Annotated in this window: 14 protein-coding genes and 1 pseudogene; 4 read left to right on the forward strand and 11 right to left on the reverse strand. The window is 55.9% G+C overall.

Annotated elements, in window-relative coordinates:
• Positions 1-27 precede the first annotated feature (27 nt).
• The 3 genes and pseudogenes from V3C20_RS04980 to V3C20_RS13440 all read right to left on the reverse strand — a co-directional run bounded on the left by V3C20_RS04980 (position 28) and on the right by V3C20_RS13440 (position 2,188).
• On the reverse strand, positions 28-846 hold the full coding sequence (locus V3C20_RS04980) for a hypothetical protein (RefSeq protein ID WP_130084051.1): 819 nt from the start codon (positions 844-846) through the stop codon (positions 28-30).
• A 262-nt stretch (positions 847-1,108) separates the two neighbouring features.
• Complete coding sequence (locus V3C20_RS04985; RefSeq protein WP_130084050.1) at positions 1,109-1,543, reverse strand: exosortase system-associated protein, TIGR04073 family; 435 nt, start codon at positions 1,541-1,543, stop codon at positions 1,109-1,111.
• A 188-nt stretch (positions 1,544-1,731) separates the two neighbouring features.
• Positions 1,732-2,188, reverse strand: a pseudogene (locus V3C20_RS13440) (hypothetical protein).
• Here V3C20_RS13440 and V3C20_RS04990 point away from each other — a divergent pair.
• Positions 2,093-2,335, forward strand: coding sequence for a hypothetical protein (locus tag V3C20_RS04990; RefSeq protein WP_153812562.1), 243 nt, complete (start codon positions 2,093-2,095; stop codon positions 2,333-2,335). The pseudogene V3C20_RS13440 and the gene V3C20_RS04990 sit on opposite strands and share 96 nt — an antisense overlap.
• Here the strand turns inward: V3C20_RS04990 and V3C20_RS04995 are convergent.
• The 3 genes from V3C20_RS04995 to V3C20_RS05005 all read right to left on the reverse strand — a co-directional run bounded on the left by V3C20_RS04995 (position 2,329) and on the right by V3C20_RS05005 (position 4,761).
• Positions 2,329-3,351, reverse strand: coding sequence for an NAD(P)H-dependent glycerol-3-phosphate dehydrogenase (locus V3C20_RS04995; protein ID WP_130084049.1), 1,023 nt, complete (start codon positions 3,349-3,351; stop codon positions 2,329-2,331). The two genes, V3C20_RS04990 and V3C20_RS04995, sit on opposite strands and share 7 nt — an antisense overlap.
• Position 3,352: 1 nt before the next feature.
• The gene (gene plsY / locus V3C20_RS05000) at positions 3,353-4,009 is read right to left on the reverse strand and encodes a glycerol-3-phosphate 1-O-acyltransferase PlsY (RefSeq protein WP_130084048.1); all 657 of its coding nucleotides are present in this window, start codon (positions 4,007-4,009) and stop codon (positions 3,353-3,355) included.
• 83 nt (positions 4,010-4,092) lie between these two features.
• A complete protein-coding gene (locus V3C20_RS05005) occupies positions 4,093-4,761 on the reverse strand; it encodes a hypothetical protein (protein ID WP_130084047.1) in 669 nt (222 codons plus the stop codon).
• A 287-nt stretch (positions 4,762-5,048) separates the two neighbouring features.
• Between V3C20_RS05005 and V3C20_RS05010 the strand changes: the two genes are divergently transcribed.
• Positions 5,049-5,780, forward strand: a complete 732-nt coding sequence (locus V3C20_RS05010) for a DUF3313 family protein (RefSeq protein ID WP_130084046.1) — start codon at positions 5,049-5,051, stop codon at positions 5,778-5,780.
• A 19-nt stretch (positions 5,781-5,799) separates the two neighbouring features.
• On the opposite strand, the gene V3C20_RS05015 is transcribed toward V3C20_RS05010, so the two are convergent.
• From V3C20_RS05015 to V3C20_RS05025, 3 genes are read right to left on the reverse strand one after another with little or no spacing between them, the layout of a single operon-like run.
• Positions 5,800-6,570 (reverse strand): protein phosphatase 2C domain-containing protein, encoded by a 771-nt coding sequence (locus V3C20_RS05015; RefSeq protein ID WP_130084045.1) that lies wholly within the window; start codon positions 6,568-6,570, stop codon positions 5,800-5,802.
• Between the two features lie 16 nt (positions 6,571-6,586).
• Positions 6,587-8,068, reverse strand: coding sequence for a lysine--tRNA ligase (gene lysS, locus V3C20_RS05020; RefSeq protein ID WP_130084044.1), 1,482 nt, complete (start codon positions 8,066-8,068; stop codon positions 6,587-6,589).
• A 47-nt stretch (positions 8,069-8,115) separates the two neighbouring features.
• Entirely contained in the window at positions 8,116-8,442 is a 327-nt protein-coding gene (locus V3C20_RS05025) for a hypothetical protein (RefSeq protein ID WP_130084043.1), read from the reverse strand.
• A 60-nt stretch (positions 8,443-8,502) separates the two neighbouring features.
• Here V3C20_RS05025 and nifJ point away from each other — a divergent pair, with 60 nt between their 5' ends.
• Positions 8,503-12,087 (forward strand): pyruvate:ferredoxin (flavodoxin) oxidoreductase, encoded by a 3,585-nt coding sequence (gene nifJ / locus V3C20_RS05030; protein ID WP_130084042.1) that lies wholly within the window; start codon positions 8,503-8,505, stop codon positions 12,085-12,087.
• 274 nt (positions 12,088-12,361) lie between these two features.
• Here the strand turns inward: nifJ and V3C20_RS05035 are convergent, their stop codons facing one another.
• Entirely contained in the window at positions 12,362-12,814 is a 453-nt protein-coding gene (locus V3C20_RS05035; RefSeq protein ID WP_130084041.1) for a cupin domain-containing protein, read from the reverse strand.
• A gap of 142 nt (positions 12,815-12,956) precedes the next feature.
• Here V3C20_RS05035 and V3C20_RS05040 point away from each other — a divergent pair, with 142 nt between their 5' ends.
• Positions 12,957-13,289 (forward strand): helix-turn-helix domain-containing protein, encoded by a 333-nt coding sequence (locus V3C20_RS05040; RefSeq protein ID WP_130084040.1) that lies wholly within the window; start codon positions 12,957-12,959, stop codon positions 13,287-13,289.
• Between the two features lie 19 nt (positions 13,290-13,308).
• Here V3C20_RS05040 and V3C20_RS05045 read toward each other — a convergent pair whose 3' ends face one another.
• A complete protein-coding gene (locus V3C20_RS05045) occupies positions 13,309-14,373 on the reverse strand; it encodes a hypothetical protein (protein WP_130084039.1) in 1,065 nt (354 codons plus the stop codon).
• Between the last annotated feature and the right edge of the window lie 186 nt (positions 14,374-14,559).

The raw sequence follows: 14,559 nt of genomic DNA on the forward strand, positions 1-14,559 counted from the left end.
CCAAAAGGAGGCATTTTCCAAAAATGGCTACTTGGCCGCTTCTTCGCGAATTTTCTGGACTTCCTTGGGCAGCTCGGAGAGGGATTTCAGGGATTCCTTCAGGTTCTGCGTGGCATTGGGGGAAAGCATGACAGCTGCCATGTGCTTGATGACGGGCTGCATCATTTCCACAAGCTGCTGCTGTATTCCCGTCAGCTTGGCCTGCTGGTTCCTGGTCAGGGGCGGCAGGGCGGCCTGCTTTTTGGCAATGTCAAGCAAAGCAGTCCGGTAATGCTTGACCTGTTTCTCGGCGGCGGCGCTAGTTTCCACATCCTTTACATTCGCCAGAGCCTCATCCAGCTTCTTTACTTCTTCCACGGTTTTTTCCAGGAGGGTTTCATGCGTATTGCCTTCCGCATCCTTCGGAAACGGTTCCGCCCGGGCAGCCTTGTCTTTGGAAGCCTGCGCCAGTTCCGTCTGAACGGACTGCAAATCTATCAGGGCTTTCTGCAAGTCCGGAGTAAGCAGGTTTTCCTTTTTGAGACGAGCAAGGGACTTCACCAGTTCTCCGGAAACTTTCTGTATTTCCACCATCTGCGCGGCAATCTGGGCCTGCTCCTGGGAAGTGGCGCCGGGCAGTTCCAACTGCCGTTTTCCCAGGTCCACCAGTTTCTCATGCACCTTCTTGACGGTTTCCACTGCGGCGGCAGCTCCAGGCTCGTCCGTCACCTTGTTCATTGCGGCGGTAATCTCCTGCATGCAGGCCACGCTTTGCTTGGTCAGGGAAGTATGGGTGTCTTGGGCAAATGCAGGCGCCGTAATGCAGGCTGCCGCGCCCAGGCCGATGAAAGCAACTGTATTATTCATGGTATTGAAGCCTTTCCGTTGTGAAAAGGTACTTCTTTCCCTGTCTTCCGTCAATCGTGACTGCCGTCACATGATGCAAAACGTTTCCGTGCCTGTTTTCTTTTCTACGGAAACCGCCGTTCCCGGAAAAGCGTTTCTTCCAGGCTTGTTTTTCATTCCGCACACGAGGATGCAACTTCCCTTCCCGGGATAAGAATACCATAAAAAAGGGCTGCCCGCAGTACAGGCAACCCTTTTGAAATTGATCAATCAGTTTCCCGGCTTAGTCGCGCTGCTGGCGGGAATAGTTATAGTAGCTCTGGAAGCTGAGTTCCGCAGGGAATTCGCTCAAGCCGCCGTTGGGATTGTATTCCTTGAGGCCGCTCATGCCGCAACGGCCCTGATAAGGAGGCCTGTAGGTGCACTTGTAGGTAGGCGCCCAGAAAGTGACAAGTTCATAGATGCCGTAGCCCATGCGTTCAAACATGGTGGCGGTGCCATCCACAATGCCGACGGAGAATCCGGCGTAGTCGCCTTCGCGGCTCGTCCAGTTGATAATCCCCAGCGGGATTTCTTCAACGGAGTAAATGAGGTTGGCAAGGGCGCGGCCCAGCTTGCGGGTCGGAGTGTATTCGGAAGCGGGCGGAGCCTGAATGTCCGCACTGGCAACCCCAAGGGCTCCGGCGGCGAAAAGAGCGGAGATGATGGCACGTTTCATACTGATTGTTTATATAGTATAATTTGTCGAGGAAAAGCAACTCAAAAAAACAAAAAAACATCCGCTCTCTGCGCCTGACTCCCTTGAAAAGGAAAAAGCCGGGGACGGCAGCCTGTTCCTCTCCATTTGCGGCACAGACTCGCCGCGGGGGATGCCGCAGAAGGAAGAGCAAGGCTTCCGGGCACAGATTAAGGATGATTCTTGAAAAATGATGACAGAATGAAAAAGGCTTCATCCACATATTCCGGCACGTCATATAACGATATGTGGTCAATGCCTTCCACTCGCGGTAACTTTTGTCCCCGCTTGCCGCGCGGACATATGGATCATCGCTCATCCACTTGCTCCCGGCAGCGCTGCCCGTAACAATCCGCAGGGAATGCGTTCCTGCCGTTATCCACATAGGAAAACGGGGTCAAGTAATCAATTAACACACTGATGCCTTCAGTCCTGACGTAAGGATTTTCCAGATGCCACGGTTCACCCGTTCTTTCACCCTGGCAAGGGGCGCCAAAGGCAATGATCACCTTGTTCTGCCAATTTCCGGGCATGCAGCCCTGCCGTCTGTTCCTTGACGCCGCCCGGATGGGCGACAACGGAGGGATCCTGGAGGGAGGCATCCCATCCGTCCGGGAAATTGATCAAGGCCGCCCCTGTGACTCCTGCCCGTTCCGGTTCGCGGACGTAATTTTTCTGCTTCCTAACAAGGTTACGGTCATTTTGCAGCACGCAGCGCTCATGACGGCGGCACGCCTGTACCGGCCCACCTCGCACAACAGCCACGATCAATGATCGTCCGCATCCATTTCCGGCCTGGGGTCTCTCGTCATCAGTTCCGTCAGGACTTCCATCGGCGCCTTGGACTCATAAAGCACGGCGTAAACAGCGTCTATCAGAGGCGTGCGCACCTTCAATTTCCGGGCGATTTCATACACGGATAGCGTGTTGGGCACTCCTTCCGCCACCATGCCCAGGGTATCCAGGATTTCCTGAAGGCTTTTTCCTTCCGCCAGCCTGCGCCCCACCGTCTGGTTTCGGGAATGGCGGGAATAGCAGGTGACAATGAGGTCTCCCACCCCGGAAAGGCCCATGAAAGTTTCCCTACGGCCTCCACTGGCTACGCCGATGCGTGTCATTTCAGCCAGCCCGCGCGTCAGCAGGGCGGCCTGGGCGTTATCCCCCAGGTTCAGTCCCTCGCATAATCCGGCTCCAATGGCAAAAACGTTCTTGATGGTCCCCCCCAGCTGCATTCCGATGATGTCCGTAGCGGAATAAACCCGGAAGGTCTTGGAGGCAAATATCTGCTGCACCCAATCCGCATATTGCGGATCCTCAAAACCAATCAAGGAGGCGGAGGGAAGACCCAGGCAAATGTCTTCCGCATGGTTGGGACCGGAAAGCACGCCGATGGGATTTGAAGGGAGATATTCCTGGAGAATTTCCGTCATTCTTTTATGGGTTCCCTGTTCAATGCCCTTGGTGCAGGAGACAATAACGGCATCCGACCGCACGGGCAGATCACGCAGCTGCTGCGCCACGGAACGCATGGCTACGGAAGGCACCACCACCACGATCAGTTCCGCATCTTTCACCAGGTTCAGGTCACAAGTGGGATGAATGTTGGGAGCCAGGGGAGCGGCGGTTTCAGATAGAACAGGGTTGCGTCTCGTTTCCGCCAGTTCCCTGGCCTGGGCCTCCACCGGAGTCCACAGCACAACCTCGCATTCCCTGGTTGCCAGCACCATGGACAAAGCCGTGCCCCAGGAACCGGCGCCGATCACCGCTATTTTATGTAACCGATTTATCATCTTACTTGGACTTTTTGGAGTAGAAGGAGTGTTCCGTTCCATTGAACAGTCTTGCCATGTTGGAACGGTGTTTGAAAATGACCAGCAGGCCGATCAACGTAAAAAAGGCAATATAGAGAACCTGGGACGAGATGCTTCCTCCCTCGGCGAGCGGATACATCCACCATCCCGCCACGATCATCGCAACCGCCGCCAGAATGCTGGCCAGGGAGACGATGCCGGATATTCCTACGAGCACCAGCCACGTAGCCAAAGCCGTACAGGCCACTGCCGGATTGAGGGCAAAGAGAACGCCCGCCGTTGTCGCCACGCCCTTTCCCCCCTTGAATCCGAGAAAACAGGTGTACGTATGGCCCAACACCACGGCAAAACATACCAGGACCACCGCCGTGTTGAAGTCCCATCCGGCACTGTCCCCGGTCAGAAACGGCAGCCAGTGCAATGCGCCAAATACGGGAATGAACCCTTTCAGAAAGTCCAGGACAAATACCGGTGCGCCCCACCGCCAGCCCAGCACGCGCCATGCGTTGGTAGCGCCAATGTTGCAAGACCCTTCCTTTCTGAGATCAAGCCCCCTGCACCTGCCGGCAAGGTAGCCGAACGGAACCGCTCCCACCAGATAGGAGGCCGCAATGTAGAGAACTATCCAGGCAGTCATTTCGTGTGGAAAGCATTCTACCCCTGCACCGGGGAAATGACAATTGAGAATTTCCCGGACCCGGACCGCCGGAACGGCCTTCCCTACCTGGCGGGACCTCCGAGGCCTACTTTCAGGTCAAGAGGCACCTGTACTTCCCTGCCTGTCTTTTTGAAAAGCACCACCTTAAGTTCCGCATCCGCGGAAGGGATGGCATATTCGCACTCAACCGTATAGTCCTCCTGTGCCAGATAGATGTGTTTCGTGCCTCCCTTGGCCTCAAGAGCTGTTCCATCCATTTTCTGAAAGAGAATTCTGCCTACTGGAACGTCCTTGTTTTTCCGGGACAATTTCAAGTTCAATTTGATGGAACCGTCTTTGACAACAGCGTTTTCCACCGTGAGCGCCACATGGCCCGCGGAAGCAGTCGCCCCCTTCTTCATTTCAAGCGCAACAGGTTCCATTCGTTCCTCTCCGTCCAGAACTTGTACGGGCAAGGTTCCCTTGACATGAATCCATTGTGCTTCCGGAGCAGGCGCTTCCCGGGCATTCACGGCGCATCCGCATTGCGGAGGTATGACAACCCCCATGGAATAAACCGGAGCAATAGTTACCTTGCCCAGGTCCTTCCCTGTGGAGTCCTTACAAACAAGGCGCCCATTCTCCCTGCCGGCGACCAGCTGCACCTTTTCCTCGGAAGGCGTCAGGAGCAACCCTACTTCCACACCGGGAAAAGGATCGCTTATAAAAATAAAGCCGGGGGAATTCTGCATATCAAACCTTACCACAACGCCGGAAGGCGCCACTCCAATGGAAACAGGCGCAGCAACGGCAACGGAGGAAGCCAACAACAAAGAGCAAAGGATAGTTCTCACAGGATTGTATCATTAGTCCGTTTTTTCGTGATTTCAACCCGAATCCTCATATTCCCGGTTTCCGGAGCGCGAACCGTGCCGTTTCCGCACAGTCCGCAGCATTTTTCTTCACCAGAGGGATTCCCTTGCCGATTTTCCTGAGATTTGCTAGTCTTCACACAAATTCCGTCCTCATAAAAATCCTTATGAAATCCTTTTTTCCGCTGGTATTTGTCTGCGCCGCACTGGCCAGCCTGTTCTGCTCATGTACGGAACATCTGCTTGCCAAAATACCGAAGACGGAGTTTGCCTCCGAAACCCTGCAACCGTGGAACGCCCCGTTTGAAGGCCTTTGGGTGAATCCGAAAGTCCAGGGAAAAGAAAAGCATTATACACGGCTTTACATTGCCCCAACGACCATAGACTACCTGACGCCGGAAGCGGGCCATCACTGGCACCCGGAAGAGTTTAAAGCCCAGGCCGTGAAACTGGCGGGAGAGTTTGACCGGAAACTCCGGGAAGATCTGGCCGCACAACCAGGACTTCCCATCGCCCTGGCGGACAGCCGTCAAAAAGCCGACCTGGTACTGGAGACGGCCTTTGTCAGCATCAACCGCACCCTGGTGGGCGTCAATCTTCTGTCCCTGGGGTCATCCTTTTTTATTCCAGGGGTTTCCTACGGCCTGGGGTTGATCTCCAAAGGGGACATGGCCATGACGGGCCGTGTAACGGATGCGCGCACCGGAGAACGTCTGGCCGTATTCGGCGACTACCGTTCGGATGAACCGACCGTTTTCGGCAGCGTCAGGGATTACACGATGTACGGCAATCACCGAAAGACGATCGACATGTGGAGTTCCAAGCTGGCGGAATTGATAGCCAAGGGACGCAACGGCAAGGTGGCGCCCGCTTTATGGTTCACGCTGAATCCGTTTTAATGGTTCCGTAGGAAGGCTTTCAAGATTTCCTTACCACGGCGGCCCAGACGGAGGCATTGTCCTGCTGGGGCTCCAGCATATCCTTCACCTGCTCCATGATGGTTTCCACCAGATGCCGGCTGGAACGGTCCCGCGCCGCGTTAAGGGCCAGGAATGAAGGCTCTCTCAACAATTCGGACCAAACCTGCAAGCCATCCGAACAGGCCAGAACGGCATCCCCGGGATGGAGCAGCAGGGGCATCGCGCTGATGTCCACCAGTTCCATGGGGCCGCCCATTACGGCGGAGCGGAGCACGCAGCGCTGCCGCAGGGCACGCTGGAGGGACATTTCCCCCTTCCTGTAAAGGCAGTCCGCAATCGGTCTCATGGAATGGTCTTCATTAAGGCGGTCCATCCGGGCTCCATCCGTGCCGCTCCACAAATAAAGGGGGGAATCCCCCACGCTAATCCACCACAGACAACGGTCCCGGATGAACACGGCCAGCAGGGTGGTTCCGGATTCTTCGGGTTCCTTCTGGGTAGCGGCCAGCGCCTCATTGCCCGCGTGCAGCGCTTCCGCCAAGCGGGCGGGGATGTCCTGCCGGCCACTTTCCACAAACGCGGAGGCAAATGCATCCGCCACCACGCAGGAGGCGCAGGCGCCGCGGAGATGGCCGCCCATGCCGTCGCACACGATTCCCAGCATTCCGCCGTCAACGGAAAGGCTTTTTACCACGTCTTCCTGCTCGCGGCGTTTGCCGATCCATTGAGCGGAAGCGCAGTCCAGGGAATCGGGAGTGCGTCGGGCCATGCGGCATGCGGTAAGGTTAACTGTCCTTCCGCTTCAACTGGGGAAAGAGCAGGACGTCACGAATGGAAGAAGCGCCGGTCAGCATCATGATGACCCGGTCAATGCCGATGCCGATGCCGCCCGCGGAGGGCATTCCGTATTCCAGCGTTTCAATAAAGTCGTAATCCACGCGCTGGGTTTCCCCGGCTGCCTGGTGTTCCAGGCGTTCCTTCTGGACGTCCGGGTCATTGAGCTCGGAATAGCCGGGGGAGATTTCCTGGCCGTTGATCACCAGTTCGTACACGTCCACCACGTCCGGATTTTCCCTGTTGAGCTTGGCCAGGGGCACCAGGTCCTTGGCAACGTGGGTGACAAAGCAGGGGTTCATGGTTTTTTCCTCCACCAGCTTTTCATATACCTGCTGGGAAACGTCCACATCCTTCATGTCCGGGCTGATTTCCACACCCAGTTCCGCACAGCGGGCGCGGCGTTCCTCCGGCGTAATGTCAAACCAGTCCTGGCCGGCTGCGCCGCGGATCAGGTCCTGGTAGTCGGCACGTTTCCACGGGCGCGTGAGGTCAATGGTATAAAGAACGTTGCCCTCCGCATCCTTGTGGTCGATCTGAAGACCGCCGCAGAACGTTTCCGCCAGATGGCAGATGAGTTCTTCTACCATGTCCGCCATGGTTTCAAAGTCTCCGCAGGCACAGTAGGCTTCCAGCATCGTGAATTCCGGATTGTGGCGGCGGTCGATGCCTTCGTTGCGGAAACTGCGGTTGAGTTCAAAAATCTTGGTGAACCCGCCTACCATGAGGCGCTTGAGGAAGAGTTCCGGCGCAATGCGCAGCGTCAGCGGCATGTCCAGGGCGTTATGGTACGTTTCAAACGGCTTGGCGGCGGCGCCCCCGGCTACGTCCTGAAGCATGGGGGTTTCCACTTCCAGATAGCCGCGGTCCTGAAGGAAACGGCGGATTTCCGCAATCATCAGGGAACGGGTAACAAACAGGGCGGCGCTTTCCTCATTGGAGATGAGGTCCAGATGCCGCTTGCGGTAGGTAGCTTCCTTGTCCGCCAATCCGTGCCATTTGTCCGGCAGGGGGCGCAGGCTCTTGGAAAGGATGACCAGGCCGGAGACCTTGACGGTAGGCTCTCCGGTACGGGTCAGAAACGTGGTCCCCGTGATGCCGATCCAGTCCCCGCGGTCCAGCAGCTTCCACAGGTTCCAGGTAGTTTCGTCTACTTCATTCCGGTGCAGGAAGCCCTGGATTTTGCCGCGCACGTCTCCAATGACGAAGAACTGGGATTTGCCCATGTCCCGAATGGCCAGCAGGCGCCCCGCCACGGCCACCTGCCTGTCTTCCTGAAAGTCGGCCTTCAACTCGGCGGGCGTGGTGGTCGCATCAAATCTTGCACCATAGGGATCGATTCCCAGCTCGCGGATTTTGGCGAGCTTGTCTCTGCGCACGGCAATGAGTTCGGATTCCGTCGTATTGGGATGTGCCTGCTGTTGTTCGGACATAGTGCGGGGGATTTTAAAGGCTTGGTTCCGTTTTGGCTAGCGGATTGTCAGGCAGAATCCATTTTTGAAGGGTTCTCCTGCGTAAAATGCCGTTCATCCCTTACATTCTGCAGGGAGGATTCCATTTTCCTCCACCATCCTGCGGCAGAAAGAAGAGCCAGCCTTTCCACATGGGCCGGAGTCCCCGCAAATATCCTGAAATTGCATTTCAGTACACTTCCCCGTTTTTTCAAAAGATAATCTTTTTCTAAGAAAACCAATACCATACGCCGCGAACGGCATTTTTCTCTCTGGTCCGTATCTGGTCTTATTATAAAAAATGAACGACAGGAGAGCACATACACATAATTGCTTTTACCTTTGGAGGGGGACATGTTATAATCAATTCCGTTAAGACGCACCATATTTATCAATTATACTATCCGTGCAGACTTATGAGTGATCAAAAAACCGTAACTTACAGCACGATTGACGCTAACGAAGCCGTAGCCTCTGTAGCCTATCGTTTTTCTGAAGTCATTGCCATTTACCCCATTACCCCGTCTTCTCCGATGGGTGAATCCGCCGAAAGCTGGGCGGCCGCCAACCGGAAGAACCTGTGGGGCACCGTTCCCTCCGTCGTGGAAATGCAAAGTGAAGGCGGCGCCGCAGGCACCGTTCACGGCGCCCTCCAGACCGGTTCCCTGGCGACGACCTTCACCGCATCCCAGGGCCTCCTGCTGATGATTCCGAACATGTTCAAGATTGCCGGGGAACTGACTCCGGCCGTGTTCCATGTGGCTGCACGCTCCCTGGCCTACCAAGCCCTGTCCATCTTTGGCGACCACAGCGACGTGATGAGCGCCCGCTCCTGCGGATGGGCCATGCTTTGCGGTTCCTCCACGCAGGAAGCCGCAGACTTTGCCGCCATTTCCCACGCCGCCACGCTGGAATCCCGCATTCCCTTCATGAATTTCTTCGACGGGTTCCGCACGTCCCATGAAATCGGCAAGATCGCCGATATTTCCGACGACACGCTGAACGCCATGGTGAAGACGGAATGGCTGGATTCCTTCCGCGAACGCGCCCTGACACCGGACGCCCCGGTTCTGCGCGGCACCGCCCAGAATCCGGACGTTTACTTCCAGGGCCGTGAAACGGTCAATACGTTCTATGCCGCTACCCCTGCCATCGTGCAGAAGGCCATGGACAAATTCGCGTCCCTGACGGGCCGCTCCTACCACCTGGTGGACTACACCGGCGCCCCGGACGCTGAAAACGTCATCATCCTGATGGGTTCCGGCGCCGAAGCGGTGGAAGAAACGGTGGAAGCCATGACTGCCCGTGAAAACGCCAAGGTAGGCGTGCTGAAAGTGCGCCTGTTCCGCCCCTTCCCCGCCGCGGAACTCATCAAGACCCTTCCCTCCACGGTCAAAAAGATCGCCGTGCTGGACCGCACGAAGGAACCCGGCGCCCAGGGCGAACCGCTCCACCAGGACGTTATCCAGGCTCTCTTTGACGCCCAGGCCAGCGGAGACCTTGCCTTCACCAATGGCATGCCCACGGTGGTCGGCGGCCGCTACGGCCTGTCCTCCAAGGAATTCACTCCCGCCATGGTCAAGGGTGTCTATGACAACCTGGCCCAGGACAAGCCCAAGAACCACTTCACGATCGGTATTAACGACGACGTGCTGGGCACCAGCCTTCCCTACGACGAAGACTATTCCACGGAAGCGGATGACGTGACGCGCGCCATGTTCTTCGGCCTCGGTTCCGACGGCACCGTGGGCGCCAACAAGGATGCGATCAAGATCATCGGCCAGCACACGGACCTGTATGTTCAGGGCTACTTCGTGTACGACTCCAAGAAGTCCGGCTCCTCCACCATCTCCCACCTGCGCTTCGGCCCGCGCCCGATCAAGTCCACGTACCTGATCACCAAGGCGAACTTCCTGGCCCTGCACCAGCCTTCCCTGCTGAATTTGTTTGACTTCCTGAAGAACGCCGCCAACGGGGCCACTTTCCTGATGAACAGCCCTCATCCGGCGGACAAGCTGTGGGATACCTTGCCGGCCCGCATGCAGCAGCAAATCCTGGACAAGAATATCAAGCTCTACACGATCGACGCCTTCTCCGTGGCCCGCAAGACGGGCATGGGCGGCCGCATCAACATGATCATGCAGACCTGCTTCTTCAAGCTGGCCGGCGTGATTCCCGCAGATGAAGCCATCGGCTACATCAAGAAGGCCATTGCCAAGACCTACGCCAAGAAGGGGCAGGAGGTGGTGGACAAGAACATCGCCGCCGTAGACGCAACGCTGGACAACCTGCACCAGGTGGACATCACCGGCAAGACCGTCAACGGCCACGCCATCCCGGCAGTCATGTCCGCGAACGCTCCGGAATACGTCCAGGACGTTCTGGGCAAAATGATGTGCGGTGAAGGGGACAGCATCCCCGTCAGCCAGATGCCCGTGGACGGCACCTTCCCGAACGGCACCTCCCAGTACGAAAAACGCAACCTCGCCCTGGACCTGCCGGAATGGGACCCCACTCTCTGCATCCAGTGCGGCAAATGCACGGCCGTCTGCCCGCACGCCGCCATCCGCAGCAAGTTCTTCTCCCCGGATGCCCTGGCCGGCGCTCCTGAAGGCTTCGAATGCCTGGACGCCAAACATCCGGACTGGAAGGGTGAAAAATTCGTCATCCAGGTCTCCCCGGACGACTGCACGGGCTGCACGCTCTGCTCCGACGTCTGCCCGGCCAAGAGCAAGACGGACCCGACCCACAAGGCCCTGACGATGGTTCCCAACGAGAAGATCCACGACAAGGAGGAAGCCAACTGGGACTTCTTCATGAGCCTGCCGGACGTGGACCGCACCAAGGTGAAGACGGACAACATCCGCTCCATGCAGGTGCTCCGCCCGCTGTTCGAATTCTCCGGCGCCTGCGCCGGTTGCGGTGAAACCCCATACGTGAAGATGCTCTCCCAGCTCTTCGGCAACCGTCTGGTGGTCGCCAACGCCACGGGCTGCTCCTCCATTTACGGCGGCAACCTGCCCACCACTCCGTGGTCCCACGACGCCGAAGGACGCGGTCCCGCCTGGTCCAACTCCCTGTTTGAAGACAACGCCGAATTCGGCCTTGGCTTCCGCGTCTCCCTGGACAAGCAGATGGAACACGCCATCGAACTCCTCCATGACGCCGCCGGCATCATCGGCCAGGAACTGGTGGACAAAATCCTTGCCAACCCGCAGAAGGACGAAGCCGACATCGTCGAACAGCGCGAAAACGTCGCGGAATTGAAGCAGAGAATCACTGGCAAGCCGGAATGTGCGCGCCTCCTCACTCTTGCGGACAAGCTGGTCCGCAAGAGCGTCTGGATTCTCGGCGGCGACGGCTGGGCTTACGACATCGGTTACGGCGGACTGGACCACATCCTGTCCACCGGCAAGAATGTAAAGGTGCTGGTCATGGACACGGAAGTGTATTCCAACACCGGCGGCCAGTGCTCCAAGTCCACCCCGCGCGCAGCCGTGGCCAAATTCGCCACGACCGGCAAGCATGGCGTGAAGAAGGACCTGGGCCTGATGGCCATGACCTACGGCAACGTGTACGTGGCCTCCGTCGCCCTCGGCGCGAAGGACGAACACACGCTGAAAGCCTTCGTGGAAGCGGAAGCCTACGACGGTCCCGCCCTGATCATTGCCTACTCCCACTGCATTTCCCACGGCATCAACATGGCCAAGGGGCTGCAGCAGCAGAAGGCGTGGGTAGACACGGGCCGCATCCTGCTGTACCGCTACAATCCGGATCTTGCCCTGCAGGGCAAGAATCCGCTGATCGTGGAAGGCAAGGGCCCGAAGGGCGACCTGCGCGACGTCCTGCTCAGCGAAAACCGCTTCAAGCTTCTGGCCAAGACCAACAAGGAAGAATTTGAAAACCTCCTTGACCAGGCCCAGAAAGACGTCTGGCGCCGCTGGAAACTGTACCAGAACATGGCCGCGATGCCCGTTGAAAAACCTGCGGACGCGGAATAAGGTTATCTTCCTTAATTTCAACGTCCCTGCGCGGTTCTTCCGCCAGGGGCGTTTTTTATTGATTTACGGCTTGTCCGGATGTGAGTTTTCATCAGGGAGCCTTTCTCTTTTCCTGCAGGCGCCCTCATGAAGTCTGCACGAGTTTAGAACCGCCATGAGTCCCGGCCAATTTTCCGCTCAACGGCTGGCAGGCAAAAGGGAGTGGCGCTCCGGAACAATCCGGAGTGTCATTTTCTTGGTGATTCGCCAGACGGAAGCGTCCCGGCGAAACCCGCTACTGCCACTTCACAGGCTCATCAAGAATATCGCCGTCCAGCGCATCCTCGCTCGTAAACGTATTTCCGCGATACTGCACGCAGAGCATCACGAGCGGCTCCGAACCATTATTGCGCACGGAACGCTTTCCGGGAGGCGCTACGCGGACAACACTGCCTTCAGATACGGGAAAAACTTTGCCGTCCACCTGGAATTCTCCCCTGCCGCTGAGGAAAAAGTAGAGTTCCTCATGATTCTTGTGCGTATGCAGGAATCCCGTTTCCGTGCCCGGCTGAAAAAGCTGGAAGGAAAAATCCCCCCCGCCTGTATGCAGGGCAGCTCCTCCGAATACTTTGCCCGGAATTCTCACTTCCGGAGAAAGTTCCAGAACATAATCGCCCAATTCATTAAATTTGCCGACACTTGCCGCGCTGAAATTTTCACCGCCGGCTATTTTTTCCATTCGTTTCATTTTATTCCCGTGTTTGTGATTTATTCCCTATCATGCTTGCCTGTCCGGCAAACCTTCCCTACAGTAGGCCTGAATATCCCATCTGTAAAGTAGGCAGAAAATTGTGCTTTAGTTACCAAAAGGGAACTATCGTTTAAAACCAATGACTCGCAAAATGACTCCATGTCCCGTCGAGACGACTCTCCAGCTGATTTCCTCCCGATGGAAAGTGCTGATCATCCGGGATTTGCTGGAAGGAACAAAACGATTCGGAGAACTCCGGAAATCCATCGGTCCCGTAACGCAGAAAGTCCTGACAGCCAATCTGCGGGCCATGGAAGAAGATGGCCTGCTCACCCGCAAGGTTTATGCCGAAGTCCCTCCGCGCGTGGAATATACACTTACGGAACTGGGCTACAGCCTGCATCCCATTCTGGCTTCCATGTCCCGCTGGGGAAAGGCCTATCAGCAAATGGACATCCACCAAGCCCGCTAGACAAAGAATATTCCTGTTTTTACGGCTCTTCCCGGTCCACAGCTCCTTCCGGCTTCATTGAACTTCTTTCAAATATAGTTTCAGCCGGAGATGGAAATAAGGGACAGGCTTTTACTTCTCGGAGATTTTTTACGTGAAGAAGCGCATCCATGGCCCGCACGGCTTCTTTATGGTTCCATTGCCGGGATTGTTCAATGGCAGGACCGGAAACTTTCCTCCATTCTTTTTCCGCCTCTTTTAAAGAAACTTCCCTAAAGCATTTCCAATGGGGAATATCCTGCGTAAGAAGCTCAAACAGGGAAACAACCCAAACTGTTTCAGAAGGCTTGTTTTCTTTCAATTTTTCCTGTTCAGGTGATGCAGGCGATTTTGCCTTTTCTTTTACTATTGTTTCAAACGGATCTTCACCTTCGGCTTTCTGGGAAAGAGGGACCCGGCGTCTGCCTGGGGAAAGGGAGCATGTTTCCTTAATGACGCCCGTAGTTACATAAACGCTTTCCGTCTGCTCCACACCGCTTTTCCAATGGGTTCCATCTTTGGGATCAGTCTCTTCACAGCCACTCCATTCCAATATCCTGCCATACTGTTCCGTTAGTTCCCATTGCTTCCATCCATACGTAAAGCGATACCTGTTAACATGCCTGTCAGGACAAAAATAATAGGCTTCTTCACCGCGGAAAACACTGCCGATTTTCTTCCCGCGCAGGCAGAAGGAAGGAACCGTATAAAGATAGATGCCATCTGCATTACAGATGAAACTTACATGTTCATCCTGCCGTGGAAGAGTTCCAGCTACTTCGGGACTTTGATATAAGAAGACTCTTTCTTTCCCCTTGTCCCCCACAAGATCGATTTCCTGCATAAAAACAAGGCCTCCGTGGGGGCCTTCCGAATTCTTTAATCCAGAATTCCAACCCGTCCAGGATTCAATAAGGTCTCCCTGTCCGGAAACCTGTTTCCGTATGTTCCACTGAAGAAAAGAGGGAAGCTCTGAAAAAGAAAGGGAAAAAACAGGGGGTTCGACCGCCTTTAGCAAGGCGGCCGAACAACATAAAAAGCATACCCCTGTGAGCAAGGTGTTCATAATAAATATTCCAGTCAGAACCCTGTCCGCATAGTCCAAACCGTGATTATTATATCTGGAAATGAACCATTGTCGAGAAACGTTCAGTCACGCGCGATAGTGACCGGCTTTACCGGGATCATAAAGAAAAACAGGAAGAGTATTTGGAGTATTGCCCTCTTTCCATCGGTGATAGAACGATAAAAA

It is taken from the genome of Akkermansia sp. RCC_12PD (assembly GCF_036417355.1).
GTDB lineage: Bacteria > Verrucomicrobiota > Verrucomicrobiia > Verrucomicrobiales > Akkermansiaceae > Akkermansia.